Here is a 17,455-nt window from a genome sequence, read left to right on the forward strand (position 1 = left end):
ACAGCAGATTTGAAATAGATCAATATTAATTCATTTAAATAGACGTCTAGATTTCCATTTTCGCTGTGGTAGGATGAAATTATCGCAATGAGGAAGATGATAAGCGTAATGAGTATGGACCAACTGACACAACAACTGCGCGAACGTATTTTGGTAATCGATGGTGGTATGGGCACCATGATTCAGGGGCTAGGGCTCAATGAGGCCGATTATCGTGGCGCGCGTTTTAAAGATTGGCACTGTGATGTAAAAGGTAACAATGACCTTTTGGTGCTGACTCAACCCGATAAAATCGCTGCGCTACACAGTGATTATCTGGCTGCGGGCGCGGACATTATTGAAACCAATACCTTTAACGCCACCCAAATCGCGATGGCCGATTACGACATGCAAGCGCTGAGTGCGGAAATCAACTTAGCGGCCGCTCGGCTTGCGCGTGAGGTTGCTGATGCGTGGACGGCGAAAACGCCAAATAAACCCCGCTTTGTCGCGGGTGTGTTAGGGCCGACCAACCGAACGTGCTCAATCTCACCGGATGTGAATGACCCGGGCTTTCGCAATGTCAGCTTTGATCAGTTAGTCGACGTGTATGCCGAGTCCACCGAAGCGCTCATTGATGGCGGTGTTGATATCATCATGTTGGAGACCATCTTTGATACCTTGAACGCCAAGGCGTGCGCCTTTGCGGTGGAGAAGGTCTTTGATGCTCGTGGCCTGCGCCTACCCATTATGATCTCCGGTACCATCACTGATGCATCTGGGCGCACCTTATCCGGACAAACTACCGCCGCTTTCTATCACTCCTTGCGTCATGTTGAGCCACTGTCGTTTGGCTTAAACTGTGCGCTGGGACCGGCGGAATTGCGCCAGTATGTCAAAGAGCTGAGCGACATTTGTGAGGGCTTTGTCTCTGTCCACCCTAACGCGGGGTTACCCAACGCGTTTGGTGAGTATGATCTCTCTCCTGAACAGATGGCGACACACATTGATGAGTGGGCGGCGTCAGGCTTTATCAACTTGGTCGGTGGTTGTTGTGGTACCACGCCTGAACATATTCAAGCGATCAGTGATGTCGTTGCGACGCATCCTCCTCGCCCCTTGCCGGCTCATCCAGTCGCCTGTCGCTTATCTGGACTCGAGCCCCTGACCATTGATGCCGATAGTTTGTTTGTAAATGTGGGAGAGCGCACCAATGTGACCGGCTCAGCACGCTTTAAACGCTTAATCGTTGAAGAGCAATACGACGAAGCGCTTGAAGTGGCATTGCAGCAAGTGGAAAACGGCGCCCAAATCATCGATATCAATATGGATGAGGGTATGTTGGATGCCGAAAAGGCCATGGTGCGATTTCTCAATCTTTGCGCGGCCGAGCCAGATATTGCCCGTGTACCTGTGATGATTGACTCCTCTAAATGGGAGGTGATTGAAGCTGGCCTCAAGTGCATTCAAGGGAAAGGCATCGTCAATTCTATTTCTCTCAAAGAAGGAGAAGAAGCCTTTCTTCACCAAGCACGTTTGATCCGCCGCTATGGTGCAGCGGTGATTGTGATGGCGTTTGATGAGCGGGGCCAGGCCGATACTCAGGCACGAAAAGTGGAAATCTGTACGCGGGCCTATCATCTTCTGGTCGAGCAAGTCGGCTTTCCACCAGAAGACATTATCTTCGACCCCAATATCTTTGCGGTTGCCACCGGTATTGATGAGCACAATAACTACGCGGTCGATTTCATCAACGCCGTGGCCGAGATCAAACAAACCCTGCCGCATGCCATGATCTCGGGCGGGGTCTCAAATGTGTCGTTTTCGTTTCGAGGCAATAACCCCGTCCGTGAGGCCATTCATGCGGTGTTCTTGTATCACTGCATCAAAAATGGCATGGACATGGGGATCGTCAATGCGGGCCAGTTAGCCATCTATGATGATTTGCCTGAATCGCTGCGCTTGGCAGTAGAAGATGTGGTGCTCAACAAAGATGATGGTGCCACGGAGCGCTTATTGGAGATCGCCGACAGCTATCGCGATAGTGAGGAGAACGAGGTCGCGGAAACTGCAGAGTGGCGCAGCTGGCCAGTAGAAAAGCGGTTGGAACATGCATTGGTCAAAGGCATTACAGAGTTTATTGTTGAAGATACCGAGCTGGCTCGCGCCGCGGCAAGTAAACCTCTAGAAGTGATTGAAGGCCCGTTGATGACAGGCATGAACGTGGTTGGGGACTTGTTTGGTGAAGGCAAGATGTTCCTGCCTCAGGTGGTGAAGTCGGCACGGGTGATGAAGCAAGCGGTGGCCTACCTTGAGCCTTACATCAATGCAGAAAAGCAGCAAGGGCAGACCAATGGCAAGATCCTGCTCGCCACCGTCAAAGGCGATGTACACGACATTGGCAAAAACATTGTTGGCGTGGTGCTGCAGTGTAATAACTTTGAGATTATTGATCTTGGTGTGATGGTGCCGACCGATAAAATCCTGTCGGTGGCCCGAGAAGAAAACGTCGACATTATTGGTCTGTCGGGTCTGATCACCCCATCGTTAGATGAGATGGTGAACGTGGCGAAAGAGATGGAGCGCCAAGGGTTTGATATTCCTCTGTTGATTGGCGGTGCGACCACGTCCAAAGCCCATACCGCGGTGAAAATTGAGCAGCATTACCATGCGCCTGTGGTCTATGTACCCAACGCGTCGCGTGCGGTTGGGGTGTGCTCCTCGTTATTATCCGAGACGCAGCGACCTGATTTTGTCGCGCGTTTGGCCAAAGAGTATGACACTGTGCGTGAGCAGCATCAGCGTAAAGCGCCCCGCACGCCACCGGTAACCTTGGAGCAAGCTCGCGATAACAAGTGGCAAACGGATTGGGCAAACTATATGCCTCCGCAACCGGCGAAGCCAGGCATCCATGTTTACGATGATGTTTCGATAGCGACCTTACGTCAGTATATCGACTGGACGCCTTTCTTTATGACGTGGTCTCTCAGTGGCAAATTCCCCGCGATTTTGGATCACGAGCTGGTGGGGGAGGAAGCCCGTCGTTTGTATCAAGACGCCAATGCTTGGCTCGATCGTTTCGAGGCAGAAGGCTTGGTAGCGGCAAAAGGGGTGTGTGGCCTCTTTCCTGCCAATAGCGTGGATGATGATATTGAAGTGTATACCGACTCGTCACGACAAACGGTGAGCACGATATTGAATCACTTGCGCCAGCAAACACAAAAGCCGCGTGGTGCCAACTATTGCTTGTCAGACTTTATTGCGCCGAAAAGCAGCGGTCAGCCGGATTGGATTGGTGCATTTGCGGTGACAGGCGGCATTGGCGAGTATGCTTTGGCGGAAGAGTACAAAGCGAAAGGGGACGATTACAACGCGATCATGATCCAAGCGGTGGCGGATCGACTCGCAGAAGCCTTTGCGGAATATCTTCACCAGCAAATTCGGATCACCTTGTGGGGGTATGCGCCCGATGAGACGCTTGATAACGATGCGCTGATCCGCGAGCAATACCAAGGGATCCGGCCAGCGCCAGGTTATGCCGCCTGTCCTGAACACAGTGAGAAAGGCAAGATTTGGCAATTGCTATCGGTAGAAGCGCATACGGGGATGACACTGACCGAAAGCTATGCCATGTGGCCGGGCGCGTCGGTCTCAGGTTGGTATTTTTCCCATCCAGAGTCACGTTACTTTGCGGTAGCGAAAATTCAAAATGATCAACGTAATAGCTACGCGGCACGTAAAGGCTGGTGTCTTGAGGAAGCTGAAAAGTGGCTAGGCCCTAATCTTAATGCCTAACCGAGAAAAGCCAGCGCACGCTGGCTTTTCTTTTGGGTTTTACTCAAAAAGCTGTGTATGTAAACGCTGCACCACCTCGGTGGCACTGTCGTCATCAACCACCATACAGACATTGTGATTACTCGCGCCATAACAAATCATGCGCAAGGTGGCAGTATCTAAGGCGTTAAATACCGGCGTCACCGCCCCCGGGATATGACGCATCTCATTACCGATCAAGGCGACCACGGCTAAGTGTTGGCAAACGTCAACATGGCACAAGGTTGAGAGTTCCTCTAAGGCAGCATCAGGCAAACGGGGCACCTCACCTTGTGTATTGGTTTGATCGAGCGTCAAAGACACGCTGACTTCGGAGGTAGTGATCAGATCGACGGAGATCTGATGGCGCGCTAGGATCGCGAAGACGTTGGCAAGAAAGCCATACGCTTGGAACATCGTCAAACTGGTCAAGGTCACCATGGTTTGATTTCGGCGCAACGCAATGGCGCGGAATAGGGGGGATGATTCCGCCTGTTCTCGGATCCAAGTCCCGCCTTTTTCCGGAGCACAGGCCGCCCCGACAAAGACAGGAATATGCTGGCGCACTGCGGGTAATAGCGTGGACGGGTGGAGCACTTTGGCGCCAAACGTCGCCATCTCCGATGCTTCACTAAAGCTGATCTCAGCAATAGGACGTGCTTTGGCAGCGAGGCGTGGGTCGGTAGTATAAATACCCGGTACATCGGTCCAAATTGCCAAGCTTGTTGCCCCGAGAGCCTCGGCAAACAAAGCGGCACTGTAGTCGCTGCCTCCTCGGCCAAGAGTTGTCGTTCGTCCTTCTTTGTCGGCACCGATAAAGCCTTGGGTCACGAGAATGTGATTGTCTAGCTGCGCATTCAAGCGCTGACACTGTTGCTGAGTCAGGGCGATATCTGGAATGGCGTGACCAAATTGGCTATCCGTTTTCAAATATTCGCGGGCATCAATCCGAGCTGCGGGTAGGCCAAGGTGGATGAGCAAGCGAGTAAACAGGTGCGTAGAGGTAAGCTCGCCACAGGCAACCAAGGCATCGGTAAGCGCTTCGCTCGGGGCCTCACAGGCTTGCTCACTCAAGGCGATAATCTGCTGGTGGAGCGTTCGCACTGCTTCTTGGGTGTGATGACAAGGAGGCAAAGCTGCCAGTATTTGCTGGTGGATAGCGTCTATTGCATCCAGTGTGTTTTGGCGTAAGACATCGTTTTTTATGCCTTGGGCTAAGGCGACAAGATGGTTGGTGACGCCGGCACATGCGCTAATCACTACAAAACGGGTCTCGGGATGGCGCATAATCACCGCGGCACTTTGTTGCATGGCGGCAAAGGTGCCAACACTGGTGCCGCCAAATTTAGCGACTGAAATAGATGGTAACGGGTTCACGTCCTTTTCCCCTTTTGAGCTCGTGCTCATTGATTCAACATATTTAAAAGTCAGTGGGGAACATCAGAAGTCACGTCGCAAACGCGAGCAAAAAGGAAGAGCAAACGGCAGGCATTCTGCCAGAAGCGCTCCACCTGTCTGTCCAAATGGATGACAAGTGACAGCCTGAAGGATTCAGCCTTCATGGCCGGCGGCTCCTTACCCTGTCGGAACCCCCTCGGCATCGCCTCCCCTGATTATCACGCCTTGGAGTAGGGCTCCGCGTGATAACTGCCTGAGTGATGCACCTCTTCTGTATGTTCGGCCATGTGTTGATCCACATGGTGAGTGGTTACATTACGGGCGCTAGTGAGTGGTTGTCAACCGCCAATTGCGTTACAAAGCGACGATCAGGCACCTATATCGCTGCTATCCGCCACCCGCTTAATATGCGCTCTAGCACGTAAGTTCGCGATGTGGCAATGGGGCGATGAACACAAAGTATGCTATAACGGAAAGCGCAAATTTAGCAGACACAAGGATAGGTTATGGCAACTTCAATTTCCGATATCCGCTCATTTCAGCCGATAGAGCGCACCCTGATGGGCCCTGGCCCGTCTGATATTTCTCCGCAAGTGTTGCAGGCGTTGAGTCGTCCGACGTTGGGACACCTCGATCCCCTTTTTATTGCGATGATGGATGAGGTCAAACAGCTCTTACAATATGCCTTTCAGACCGAGAATCCGTTTACCATTGCGGTCTCTGCCCCCGGGAGTGCAGGAATGGAAGCGTGCTTCGTTAACCTTGTAGAGCCCGGTGATACCGTGATTGTCTGTCGCAACGGGGTGTTTGGCGACCGAATGCGAGAAAACGTTGAACGCTGTGGTGCGCACGCGGTGATGGTTGACGATGCATGGGGCGAGCCTGTCAGCCCCGACAAGGTTGAAGCGGCATTAAAAGCGCATCCAGAGGCTAGTATCGTCGCGTTTGTTCATGCTGAAACCTCCACGGGCGCTTGCTCAGATGCGCAAACACTGGCGACGCTGGCGCGCGAGCACGGCTGCCTTACCATTGTTGATGCCGTAACATCACTTGGCGGTGTACCCTTGAAAGTCGATGAATGGCAACTTGATGCGGTCTACTCTGGTAGTCAGAAATGCTTGTCATGCGTCCCAGGCTTATCGCCGGTCACCTTCTCGGCGCGTGCCGTTGAAAAAATGCAAGCGCGCACCCACAAGGTACAAAGCTGGTTTCTCGATCAAAGCTTAGTGCTGGGCTATTGGAGCGGTGACGGCAAACGCAGTTATCACCATACTGCACCGGTTAACAGTCTGTATGCATTGCATGAATCATTACTCAAGTTATATCAAGAGGGCATTGAGAACGCTTGGCAGCGTCATCAAACCATGCATCAACGCTTAAAAGCGGGGTTGGACGATTTAGGTATCCGCTTTGTGGTGGATGAGCCTTATCGCTTGCCGCAATTGAACGCGGTGTATATCCCGGATGGCGTCGATGATGGCGCGGTACGCCAACATCTGCTCAACACCTATAACCTCGAAATCGGTGCAGGCTTGGGCGATCTCGCTGGTAAGGCATGGCGAATTGGCTTAATGGGCTACAGTGCGCGTGAAGAAAACATCGCGCTATGCTTAAAAGCATTGGGCGACGCACTCCGCTAAGCGCACGTTATTCCGGCGGAGTGCGCATCGGTAAGGTGTGGCGAGTGGTCCACACCTTGGCGGCTTGCGGAAACAAATATCGCGCCTCTTGCTGAATATCGCGCGCCCGCTGCGTATCGCCAATTTGCAGTGCAATCTGATAAGCATGCTGGTAGCCCGCAAACGTGGGGTGTTGTGCCACATGCTGCAGCCATAGGTTCAGGTGCTGGTGGCGCTCGGCATCCGACAGCGTCTCTAGGGTGTGCTGAAAGTGCTGTTCTGCGAGCCCTTGGGTGAGTTTGCTTTGCCACCATGGATGTTGCTGATAGAGCGTAATACGCTGAGAGGTTAATAAAGAGTCACGCAGGTAGCGATTGGCTAAATACACCGATGATAGGCACAACAATCCCACCAAGATCATTACAGTGGCAATACTGCGTGTCGCGATACGCTGCCTATATTCGGCGGTAGAAAATGTGATTCGTTGGTATTTGCTGGTTAAATTATCCAGCCAGTACAGCCACATGAGCAGTAAAATGCCGTTAAACCACTGCGTACCGCTGGCCGGATAGATAAGCAAGCCAGTGAGTGGCGGAAGCACGAGCGCAACGAGCATACGCCGCGTGCCTGAAGGGGCGCGGATAATGCGAAGCGCCAGTGGCAGTATCACGGCAAGATACGCCAGTGCTATCACAAGCCCACCTTCCAATAACCACAATGCTAGCGCACTCGGTAATTTCACGGGGCCAGTGTGTCCCGGATGTGCCGCCGATGCGAGCAGTAGAGTCGTTTGTCCATGACCCATGCCAACGCCAAAAAAAGGCGTTTGTTGAAATTGCTGCCAGGCAAGCCACAGTGCGCGTTTGTCTTGAGGCGTGAGCCATTGCCAGCTTTCTTGCCCGGTCAGCCCGAACACAGCGAGTAACGCCCCAGCAGACATGGCGGCCAGCCACGCAAGATGCTGGCGCCGCGTAGCAAAGCGACTGAGATAAACTTGTTGCAAGGCAATGGCGCAAAGGGCAAACAGGAGCAGTAGCGGTCGTCCTTGCATGGCAAGCACGGGCAGGATAACCACTGGCGTGAACACCAACACGCTTTGCGTTATGGGATGGCGGTAGCGGTTACTAGGCTCTCGGGCGAGCAGATAAGCCGCCAAACTTAGGCCGGTGAGTAATAACGCGTGGGTCACGGCAGCGGGTAAATGCGGCACCCAATGTTCAAACTTAAAAGACGCTATGCCCGGTGGCGATTGGTTGCCTAAGACGGAAAGGATGGCCAACCAAGAGGCAAGCATCAAGACGGCTAACAGCTTTTGCCGCTGGGCATGATTAAAAATAAACTGCTGTAAGCTGGAGAAAAAACCGAGGCTGAGGACCAATGCGGCGATGGCATAGCCACTATTTAGCGTTGCCGCTTGCGGATAAAGATATGGCACACTGGCACAGAGCGTGGCGGCCACCAAGGCCCACGTTAAGTGAGTAACGCGCCATGTATGCTGTCGCCACACTTCCAGTCCGGCGAACCCCAACACCAAACTAAGCGTGAGTAACGACAGAGCGGCAGCAGGATGGCGAATACCCACCAACGGCAAGTCGACCGAATACAATGGCAAACAGATCAGCCATAACGCCGCCAGCGCCCCTAAAAAGGGCACCGTAAGCGGTTTTCGTTTCACTCTGTGGGTGGGTAACGCCTGTGTCATTATCGCTCCAACATGGGCTTCAAGAAGTGTGCCGTGTGGCTACCAACCACATTGACGATCTCTTCTGGCGTGCCTTGAGCAATGATTTCACCGCCGCCGTTACCGCCTTCAGGCCCTAAATCGATGATCCAATCTGCGGTTTTAATCACATCTAGGTTATGCTCGATCACCACAATGGTGTTGCCTTGTTCGCGTAAGCGATGCAACACATTCAGCAACTGCTGAATATCATGGAAGTGCAAGCCGGTTGTCGGTTCATCAAGGATATAAAGCGTCTTACCGGTATCGCGCTTTGATAGCTCACGGGCCAGTTTTACCCGCTGCGCTTCGCCGCCCGATAAGGTGGTGGCGGCTTGGCCAAGACGAATATAGCTCAAGCCCACGTCCATCAACGTCTGTAGCTTACGCTTGATAGCGGGAACGGCATCGAAAAACTCACGTGCGTCTTCGACGGTCATTTCCAAAACTTCATCGATCGTTTTGCCTTTATAGCGCACTTCGAGTGTTTCGCGGTTATAGCGTTTCCCTTTACACACATCACAAGGCACATACACATCGGGTAAGAAGTGCATTTCTACTTTGATCACCCCATCGCCTTGGCAGGCTTCGCAGCGACCGCCGCGTACGTTAAAGCTAAAGCGACCTACTTTATACCCGCGTGCCCGAGCCTCTTGCGTGCCGGCGAAGAGCTCACGTATCGGCGTAAAGATCCCCGTATAGGTGGCTGGGTTTGAACGCGGGGTACGCCCAATGGGGCTTTGATCAATATCGATCACTTTGTCGAAATGTCCTAACCCGTCAATAGACTCGTAAGGCGCGGGCTCGGCGGTGGTGGCACCATTAAGTTGCTGGTGGGCAACTTTAAAGAAGGTATCGTTAATTAAGGTCGACTTTCCTGACCCAGATACACCGGTGACACAAGTGAATAAGCCCACGGGCAAGTGTAAATCGACATGTTTTAAGTTGTTCCCCGTTGCGCCTTTAAGCACCAGCATTTTTTCAGGATCTCGAGGGCGACGGGTCTCTGGAACGGCAATCGCCTGCTTGCCGCTGAGGTACTGTCCGGTTAGCGAGTTGTCATTGCTGAGAATATCGTCGAGGCTGCCCTCGGCCACGATTTGTCCGCCGTGAGCACCAGCGCCTGGACCAATATCAATTACGTAGTCGGCGGCGCGAATGGCGTCTTCATCATGCTCGACCACCAGCACGGTGTTACCGAGGTCGCGTAAATGTTCCAGTGTATCGAGCAAACGTGCGTTATCTCGTTGATGCAAACCAATCGATGGTTCATCAAGCACGTACATTACCCCGACCAAGCCAGCCCCGATTTGACTGGCCAAGCGGATACGCTGTGCTTCCCCGCCAGAAAGCGTATCGGCGCTTCGTGACAAGTTAAGATAATTAAGCCCGACATTGACCAAAAAGCGCAATCTGTCATGGATCTCTTTCATAACTTTTTCGGCAATTTTGGCACGTTGACCTGATAAGGTCAGTTGTTCAAAAAAGTCGAGGGCTTGTTGAATGCTCAGCTCGCAAATTTCAGGTAAGTTGCGGCCATCAATAAATACATGGCGTGCTTCTTGACGCAATCGTGATCCGCCACAGCTTGCACACGGCTTAGTCGCAATGTACTTAGCTAGCTCGTCACGTACCGCATTAGATTCGGTATCACGGTAGCGACGCTCCATATTGTTGAGGATCCCCTCAAACGGATGTTTGCGCACACGAATATCGCCCCGATCGTTGACGTATTTAAACTCGATCTCTTTCGGGCCTGAACCGTAAAGCAGAATGTCTTGAATGGTGCCAGACAGATCTTGCCACGGCAGCTCGAGATCAAAGTCGTAGTGATCAGCGAGTGAGCGTAGCATCTGAAAGTAGTAGAAATTGCGTCGATCCCAGCCTCGAATAGCCCCACCGGCGAGGCTGACCGCAGGGTTTTGAATAATCCGTTTAGGATCGAAGTACTGTTGTACGCCTAAGCCATCACAGGTGCCGCATGCACCAGCGGGGTTATTAAAGGAAAACAGACGAGGCTCTAGCTCTTGCATGCTGTAACCGCAGTGCGGGCAGGCAAAATTGGCAGAGAAGATCAGCTCTTCGCCGTCGCCATCCATCCAGCTGATCACCGCGCTGCCGCCGGTGAGCTCGAGGGCGGTTTCAAACGACTCCGCTAAGCGTTGTTGTTGATCGTCACGGACTTTAAAGCGATCCACCACCACTTCAATGGTGTGTTTTTTATGAAGCTCCAAAGTCGGTGGATCGGACAGATCACAGACTTCGCCATTAATACGTGCGCGAATAAAGCCCTGCGCGGCAAGGTTTTCGAGGGTTTTAACGTGCTCGCCTTTGCGGTTTTTGATAATAGGGGCGAGCAACATCAGTTTGCTGCCCTCTGGCAGGGCAAGCACTTTATCGACCATTTGGCTAATCGTCTGAGCGGCCAAGGTCACATCATGGGTTGGACAGCGAGGCTCACCGATCCGCGCATACAGCAAGCGCAAGTAATCGTAAACTTCGGTGATGGTACCCACAGTTGAGCGTGGGTTATGCGAGGTTGATTTTTGCTCAATGGAGATAGCGGGGGACAAGCCTTCAATATGATCAACGTCGGGCTTTTCCATCAAAGAGAGGAACTGGCGCGCATAAGCCGACAAAGACTCAACATAGCGACGTTGTCCTTCTGCATATAAGGTGTCAAAGGCTAAAGATGATTTTCCGGATCCAGAGAGCCCGGTGATGACAATCAACTTATCGCGGGGAATAGTTAGGTTGATGTTTTTGAGGTTGTGCGTACGCGCGCCTCTGACGTCGATATTATCCATTGTTATCCTACTTCTCAGTCAGCTCACTTATTGGTCACCGGTGCCCAGTATCGCACAGACGGCGCTGTGACCAAACAAAAAAGGCTGTATATTTACACAGCCTTTTGTCAAGGTGGAAAGCCTTACGTCGAGACGCAACGCAGAGCGGGGGTTACGGGTTTTTAACCGTGGCTTCGTCTTTGTTTTTGCCACCTAAGTAGAGGTTTTGATAGCAATGATTCGTGGCTTCGATAAAGCCTTCCACGCTGCCACAGTCAAAGCGCTCCCCTTTAAATTTATAGGCCAATACACATCCGGCTTGCGCTTGCTTGAGCAAGGCGTCAGTGATTTGCACTTCACCGTTTTTGCCCGGTGGTGTGTTTTCGAGCAGTTCAAAAATATCAGGGGTTAAAATATAACGGCCGATAATGGCTAAATTGCTCGGCGCTGTACCCGGGTCAGGTTTTTCCACCATGTTGTCTACGCGGAAAAGGTCGTCTTTGATCTCTTGCCCGGAAATAACCCCGTATTTATGGGTCTCATCTTCTGGCACTTCTTCCACCGCGACGATAGAACAGCGAAATTGTTTGTATAGCGCCACCATTTGTTTAAGCACGCCATGCCCCGGGTTGATACACAGGTCATCCGCCAGCACGACCGCAAATGCTTCATCACCCACCAGTTCACGACCGGTTAAAATGGCGTGTCCTAAGCCACGCATTTCATGTTGGCGAATATAGGTAAACGAGGCTTTTTCTATGGTGTTACGGATATCATCCAACAGCACTTCTTTGTTGGTGCCGCTGATCTGATGCTCCAGTTCATAGTTCTTATCGAAATGATCCATGATCGCATGCTTACCGCGACCCGTTACAATACACATGCCGTGGATGTCCGCTTCAAGTGCTTCATCAACACCGTACTCAATCAATGGTTTATTGACGACAGGCATCATCTCTTTGGGCATGGACTTGGTCGCGGGTAGAAAGCGCGTACCATAACCGGCGGCGGGGAACAGACATTTGTTAATCATCTTGGATCCTTTTTTCGTCACTGATGTGGCCATACAGGCCGCAGCGTGATTTACGTGAATGGCAACCAAATACGCCACTCACAGCAATAAGTTAGGCATTATTTTGCTGGGCGACGCGCAGGGAAGCAAGCCGCGATCGCTCCAGTATAGCGAAACGCACGGCCTCACTCATCGCTCACCCAGACTCTGACGACATGAATATGCGTTAGTTCACACTCTTTACCCATGCTCACGCGAGACAGAGTTAAGAGGCTGAGCAAACTTACGGGTAGTGGCGACTGAAAGCCGATACAAAGTCGGATAGCTTTGTTTGTGGCAAGGCATTGATTCCAGCCGCGCCTTCTCGCCCTCCGCCAGTGGCAAATTGTTGTGCGAGAGCCACAGCGCCCAGAGGGCGGTTTAAGGGGGCGCGAATGCTAACCATCCAGTCTCCATCCGGTGTTGGCGTTAATACCGCATGAGCTTTATCGGGCGATTGGTTGGCAAGCTGATTGCCGAACATGCCGCTGATACGCCGCGCCCAAGGCGCATTGGGTAGTAGATAGACGGCACCACCGGCATAGTCATACTCGGCAGTAAGTTGTTCTGCATGAGCACGATCGGTTTGGTATCCCTCTGCTAGCGCCATCACGATATCTGGATAGGCTTGCATAAAGTCGTCAGGCGTTTCAAATCCGGCAATGTGGCGATAAAGCACTGCAGGCGGCATAAGTAGATCATCCAAACTGGCACCATAACTGTTGTAGTTTAGATACACCCCTAAGCGCTGTAGGCGGTCGCGCGTGGCGGCATCGATCTCGCTTTGCTTCACTAGGGCGTCAGCACTGCGGTTCAGGTTGTCACCATAAGCGCCCACGAGCGCCCAGTGACGATATTGGCCACCGAGTAGGGCGTCAATAATCAGCGCGGTACAGGTATTCGATGCAGTATGAATGTGCGCATCCAATAACGGCGAGGTCGGAAGCGGTCCACTGTCATGGTGGTCTGCATAAAAGACGCTGGCACCCGCCTGCAATAAGGCCTCTAAGGCAGGACGATTTTTTGCCATCGAGATATCAAACACATTGACCTGTTCGGTCTCAACTGGGACGTGTTGCAACAACGCAATATCCCGCTTCACACCAGTGATGAGGGTGGTGTTTTGAGGGTAAGCGAGGCGCCACTGTACCAGCGCGGTTAGCCCGTCGGCATCGCCATTAAAAACATCAAAGGCCATTTGCGACTTCCTTATTGCAAAAACGGCGCGAGTGCGCCGTTGGGATCGGGAGGATGTATTCGCGATTAATCATCGTAACTGTCAGGACCGAGTTCGAGCCCGACCGATCCGATTAACGATAAGTTGTTTTTCGCCCAAAAAACAGCTTGCACGCGATTTTTCACATTTATCTTTTTGAAAACATTATACAAATGCGATTTAACCGTGTGTTCGCTGACCGCAAGCGCATTGGCAATATCTTGATTCGACGCGCCTGTGACCAGATGCCGTAAGATTTCTTGCTCGCGGTTGGTGAGCACAATGGCTTGTTCATCGATAGTTTGCTGGTAATGCTGTTGATAGTAGTGAATCAGCGCCGCCATTTTGTGGCGGGGGAGCCAATATTCTCCCGAGAACATCTTTTCGATGCCGTAGCACAGATGGCTTAACTCATCGTCTTTTTTAAATACCCCTTTAATAAAGGGCCAGCTTGCCAATTCCTTCGCGGTAAGATCGTGGGCATTGAGGAGAGCAAACACATGCTGATCGGCATACGGTGTGAGTGCATGTTTAAGACGCTCGGTGGCGGTGTCGTCGAAGGCACTTAAATCAATCAGGACCAACCCAGAACGTTCGGTGAGCTTTTCGTGAATGGTATCTGGGCTCACGAGTTCGACGGTGCCGCGGATTTCTTTTTCTAAACACGCGATCAATGCAGAGACAGACATGCTGGGCTGAGAGATGAGAAGCAGTGTGTAAGAATCGGACGTGGTTTCTGCCTTGCTCATAAAGTTCCTACTTATCTGACGTAAAGCGTGCTCACCGATGTGCGTATTATTGCATAATTCAGCGCAGAGAGGCGCTCACGCGGGGACTTTATTCAGTCTAAACTATTTTTGTTGTCTACGTATATGTAAGCGTATGACCATTCTTAGGTTCGCAGCGTGAATACAGAATCTGGAACCAGATCGCGTGGAAAAGCATCGAACCTCTTGGGCGCTCGTGCTAGACTTCGTGTTTATTTATCCAGTAGGCGAAAATGTTTTCGCGTGTAACAAGAGTGGGAGTCACCTATGGCCAGCCGTGGCATAAACAAAGTCATCTTGATTGGTAATTTGGGCAATGATCCGGAAATCCGTTATCTCCCGAACGGTGGTGCAGTGGCGAACTTAAGCCTAGCGACCTCGGAGTCATGGCGCGACAAGAGCACTGGCGAGATGCGTGAAAAAACCGAATGGCATCGCGTGGTCCTGTTTGGTAAGACCGCAGAAGTGGCTGGCGAGTATTTGCGTAAGGGCTCGCAAGTTTATATTGAAGGTCAGTTGCAAACACGCAAATGGCAAGATCAAAGTGGTCAAGACCGCTACTCAACAGAAGTAGTGGTACAAGGCTTTAACGGCAGCATGCAAATGCTTGGTGGCCGTGCCGGACCAGGCCAAGGTCAGCCAATGCAGCAGTCGCAGCAGCAAGGTGGATGGGGTCAGCCTCAACAGCCACAAAACAACTTCAACCAGCAGCCGCCTCAGCAGCAAGCCGCGCCGCAATCTCAGCCGCAATCGCAACCTCAGCAGCAGTATAACGATCTGCCTGACTTTGACGACGATATTCCGTTCTAAAAAACGGTTTACTCGACAAGCGATAAGCCCCGTTGTGACGGGGCTTTTCTTTATCTGATGAACTTAAACACCGGGGCCGGCTTTGAGGAAATGTGGCAGTTGTGTCGGCGTTGGACACTTTAACTGCCCCATGACTTGCGTCATTTGCTGTTTGAGCATTTCAATCGCGTGCTCGCCACCATGATGCCCCACGGCGCCGCACGCATAAACAAAGGTACGGCCCAGCAAGGTAAAGTCGGCTCCCATGGCCATCGCCTGCGCAACGTTGCCACCGCTTTGTACGCCGCTGTCTAGCAACAGCTTAATTTTATCCCCATAGGCCTTGTCGATAGCGCGAATGGTATCGAGCGGCGATTCGCCGATATCTAACTGACGGCCTCCATGGTTGGATAGCACCACCCCATCAGCACCTAGGGCAACGGCCTGAGCGACGTCTTCAGGATTGACCAGTCCTTTGAGAATCAAGGGGCCATCCCAGTTGTCACGGATCACTTTCAGGCTTTCAAAATCCACTGCACCCATCACGGTATTGTTCATAAAGTTTGCCAACTCGCTGGTGGGCATATTCTTCGGCATGTAGGGTTTGAGGGTTTGCATTTCCGGTACCCCCGCCAGCAAGGTATGCCAACACCAGCTTGGACATTGCATCATTTGTGCAATATTGCGTAGGTTCATTTTGGGTGGCATGGCTAAGCCGTTTTTGATGTCACGAGGGCGATAACCAAAGGTTGGTACATCGACGGTGACGAGGAGAACCTTGTAGCCTGCACGCTTAATGCGGCCCATCAGATCTTCGCGGATCTTAGCATCGGTTGGGTTATAGAGCTGATACCACGCGGTGCCCTCAGAAATGTCGGCAATGGTTTCAAGACTTGCCGACGATACTGTGCTAAGTACGTAGGGCACATTGGCTTCCAGTGCGGCTTTGGCAAGGATTTCAGGCGCTTTAGGCCACATCAAACCTTGTAAGCCAACAGGCGCAATGCCAAAGGGCGCGGCATAGCGGTGGCCGAAGAGCTCAACGGATAAATCAATCTCAGGGGTGGGAGCCAAAAGATCAGACTGTAGCTTGACGTCTTTAAAGCGATCAAAATTATGAGCGAGACCGATTTCGTCGTGGCATCCACCACATAAATAATCAAAGGCAAAGGCGGGAATACGCTTTTTGGCCGCACGTTTGAGTGCCGGTGTGTCGGGATAGTTAGGATTGTAGTAAGACATGGATCTCGCGTCCGTTTTGTGAGGTGAGTAAAGACCCTTACCTTAGCGCGGTAGTTGTTATCGATATATAGACAAAAAATAAAATACTTTTTCCAAAATCGCGCAAAGCCGCGCATGCGCTATCGCTTTTTAAGCCGTCGCATTCCCTTAGATATACAAGTTCTTAACTTTTTGCTTGATAAAATCGATAAATAGTTTGGTCTTGGTATGGTTATAGTCCAACTTTGGATAGTAGGCATAGGCAGATGTGCGGGGCTGTTTCAGCGTCGGCAAAACGGGGACCAGTAACCCTTGATCGAGCTCTTTTTGGACGGTGCCAGCGCCGCCAAGAATGATCCCCATCCCGATCACAGCCGCACTCACTAGCGCTTCAGGATTGGGAGAGACAAAGTTGCCAGATAACTGCAAGCGCGTTCCGTCCTCAAAAACACGTTCTTGAGGTTGGTGTGAATTGCCATATAGCAAGACGTTGTGCTCGGTCAGTTGCGTTGGTGAGGTAATCGGCGCGTGGCGAGCGAGGTAACTAGGAGCGGCGAAAAAACCGGGCTGAAAATCAAATAGCTTGGCCGCGATGTAGCTGGCTGAGTTGAAGTAGTCGAGCTCTCGGCTGATCACCACATCTAAATTCAGATCGGGTAATTGGCCGGGGGTCAGCGTAGTCAGTTCGACTTTGATTTTCGGATAGATCTCAAGAAACTCAGCAATAAAGTTGACCAAAAAGCGGTTCCCTGTCACCAATGGCGCACCGATACGCAGGATGCCACTGACTTCGCCAAACGTGGATGCGGTCTCGCTGACCAGCTGTTGCCAATCGTCCACCCACGCTTTGGCGCGTTGATAAAACAGATCGCCAGCATCGGTCATGGACAGGCTTCGGGTGGTGCGCTTTAACAGCTGCACGCCCAGTTGGCTCTCAAGCCAGCTTAACCGCTTTGACAGTGCAGAGCTTGAGGTGTGTAACTTGGTGGCGGCTTGTGCCAAAGAGCCTTGTTCAACCACACAGATAAAGCTTTGTGTGCAGGTAATCCAGTCCATGAAACCTCTTAATAGTAGAAAAGGTGATAACCAATCGTCA

At 51.9% G+C, this 17,455-nt stretch carries 11 protein-coding genes and 1 riboswitch; of the genes, 3 read left to right on the forward strand and 8 right to left on the reverse strand.

Annotation, left to right across the window (positions count from 1 at the left end; translation table 11 throughout):
• Window positions 1-108 precede the first annotated feature (108 nt).
• Window positions 109-3,774 carry a methionine synthase gene (gene metH, locus BZG82_RS00510; RefSeq protein ID WP_241837336.1) on the forward strand — a complete coding sequence of 1,222 codons (3,666 nt, stop codon included), beginning with the start codon at window positions 109-111 and terminating at the stop codon, window positions 3,772-3,774.
• A 39-nt stretch (window positions 3,775-3,813) separates the two neighbouring features.
• On the opposite strand, the gene lysC is transcribed toward metH, so the two are convergent.
• Complete coding sequence (gene lysC, locus BZG82_RS00515) at window positions 3,814-5,199, reverse strand: lysine-sensitive aspartokinase 3 (protein WP_077764941.1); 1,386 nt, start codon at window positions 5,197-5,199, stop codon at window positions 3,814-3,816.
• A gap of 85 nt (window positions 5,200-5,284) precedes the next feature.
• Window positions 5,285-5,469, reverse strand: a riboswitch (Lysine riboswitch).
• Between the two features lie 227 nt (window positions 5,470-5,696).
• Here lysC and BZG82_RS00520 point away from each other — a divergent pair.
• Window positions 5,697-6,830 carry a pyridoxal-phosphate-dependent aminotransferase family protein gene (locus tag BZG82_RS00520; RefSeq protein ID WP_077481747.1) on the forward strand — a complete coding sequence of 378 codons (1,134 nt, stop codon included), beginning with the start codon at window positions 5,697-5,699 and terminating at the stop codon, window positions 6,828-6,830.
• Window positions 6,831-6,837: 7 nt separating this feature from the next.
• Here BZG82_RS00520 and BZG82_RS00525 read toward each other — a convergent pair whose 3' ends face one another.
• From BZG82_RS00525 to BZG82_RS00545, 5 genes are all read right to left on the reverse strand, one after another.
• Window positions 6,838-8,511, reverse strand: coding sequence for a Wzy polymerase domain-containing protein (locus BZG82_RS00525; RefSeq protein WP_077764942.1), 1,674 nt, complete (start codon window positions 8,509-8,511; stop codon window positions 6,838-6,840).
• Window positions 8,511-11,336 carry an excinuclease ABC subunit UvrA gene (gene uvrA, locus BZG82_RS00530; RefSeq protein WP_077764943.1) on the reverse strand — a complete coding sequence of 942 codons (2,826 nt, stop codon included), beginning with the start codon at window positions 11,334-11,336 and terminating at the stop codon, window positions 8,511-8,513. The genes BZG82_RS00525 and uvrA overlap by 1 nt, the downstream gene beginning before the upstream one ends.
• Before the next feature lie 151 nt (window positions 11,337-11,487).
• Window positions 11,488-12,348 carry a UTP--glucose-1-phosphate uridylyltransferase GalU gene (gene galU / locus BZG82_RS00535; RefSeq protein ID WP_069588192.1) on the reverse strand — a complete coding sequence of 287 codons (861 nt, stop codon included), beginning with the start codon at window positions 12,346-12,348 and terminating at the stop codon, window positions 11,488-11,490.
• 262 nt (window positions 12,349-12,610) lie between these two features.
• Window positions 12,611-13,564: an acetyltransferase gene (locus BZG82_RS00540; protein WP_077678417.1), complete on the reverse strand. Its 954-nt coding sequence runs from the start codon at window positions 13,562-13,564 to the stop codon at window positions 12,611-12,613.
• A gap of 65 nt (window positions 13,565-13,629) precedes the next feature.
• Entirely contained in the window at window positions 13,630-14,331 is a 702-nt protein-coding gene (locus BZG82_RS00545) for a LuxR C-terminal-related transcriptional regulator (protein WP_077479479.1), read from the reverse strand.
• Window positions 14,332-14,616: 285 nt separating this feature from the next.
• Here BZG82_RS00545 and BZG82_RS00550 point away from each other — a divergent pair, with 285 nt between their 5' ends.
• On the forward strand, window positions 14,617-15,159 hold the full coding sequence (locus tag BZG82_RS00550) for a single-stranded DNA-binding protein (RefSeq protein WP_069588185.1): 543 nt from the start codon (window positions 14,617-14,619) through the stop codon (window positions 15,157-15,159).
• Window positions 15,160-15,222: 63 nt separating this feature from the next.
• Here the strand turns inward: BZG82_RS00550 and BZG82_RS00555 are convergent, their stop codons facing one another.
• Window positions 15,223-16,380 (reverse strand): alpha-hydroxy acid oxidase, encoded by a 1,158-nt coding sequence (locus BZG82_RS00555; RefSeq protein ID WP_077764944.1) that lies wholly within the window; start codon window positions 16,378-16,380, stop codon window positions 15,223-15,225.
• Window positions 16,381-16,527: 147 nt separating this feature from the next.
• Window positions 16,528-17,415 (reverse strand): LysR family transcriptional regulator, encoded by an 888-nt coding sequence (locus BZG82_RS00560; RefSeq protein ID WP_077479477.1) that lies wholly within the window; start codon window positions 17,413-17,415, stop codon window positions 16,528-16,530.
• Window positions 17,416-17,455: the final 40 nt, after the last annotated feature.

The sequence above is a fragment of the Salinivibrio sp. PR5 genome (assembly GCF_001996085.1).
GTDB classification, from domain to species: Bacteria; Pseudomonadota; Gammaproteobacteria; order Enterobacterales; family Vibrionaceae; genus Salinivibrio; species Salinivibrio proteolyticus.

Coding starts and splice junctions, on each gene's coding strand:
- lysC (WP_077764941.1), bottom strand. CDS start 5,199: ATGAGCACGAGCTCAAAAGGGGAAAAGGACGTGAACCCGTTACCATCT.
- BZG82_RS00525 (WP_077764942.1), bottom strand. CDS start 8,511: ATGACACAGGCGTTACCCACCCACAGAGTGAAACGAAAACCGCTTACG.
- BZG82_RS00545 (WP_077479479.1), bottom strand. CDS start 14,331: ATGAGCAAGGCAGAAACCACGTCCGATTCTTACACACTGCTTCTCATC.
- BZG82_RS00540 (WP_077678417.1), bottom strand. CDS start 13,564: ATGGCCTTTGATGTTTTTAATGGCGATGCCGACGGGCTAACCGCGCTG.
- metH (WP_241837336.1), top strand. CDS start 109: ATGAGTATGGACCAACTGACACAACAACTGCGCGAACGTATTTTGGTA.
- galU (WP_069588192.1), bottom strand. CDS start 12,348: ATGATTAACAAATGTCTGTTCCCCGCCGCCGGTTATGGTACGCGCTTT.
- BZG82_RS00550 (WP_069588185.1), top strand. CDS start 14,617: ATGGCCAGCCGTGGCATAAACAAAGTCATCTTGATTGGTAATTTGGGC.
- BZG82_RS00555 (WP_077764944.1), bottom strand. CDS start 16,380: ATGTCTTACTACAATCCTAACTATCCCGACACACCGGCACTCAAACGT.
- uvrA (WP_077764943.1), bottom strand. CDS start 11,336: ATGGATAATATCGACGTCAGAGGCGCGCGTACGCACAACCTCAAAAAC.
- BZG82_RS00560 (WP_077479477.1), bottom strand. CDS start 17,415: ATGGACTGGATTACCTGCACACAAAGCTTTATCTGTGTGGTTGAACAA.
- BZG82_RS00520 (WP_077481747.1), top strand. CDS start 5,697: ATGGCAACTTCAATTTCCGATATCCGCTCATTTCAGCCGATAGAGCGC.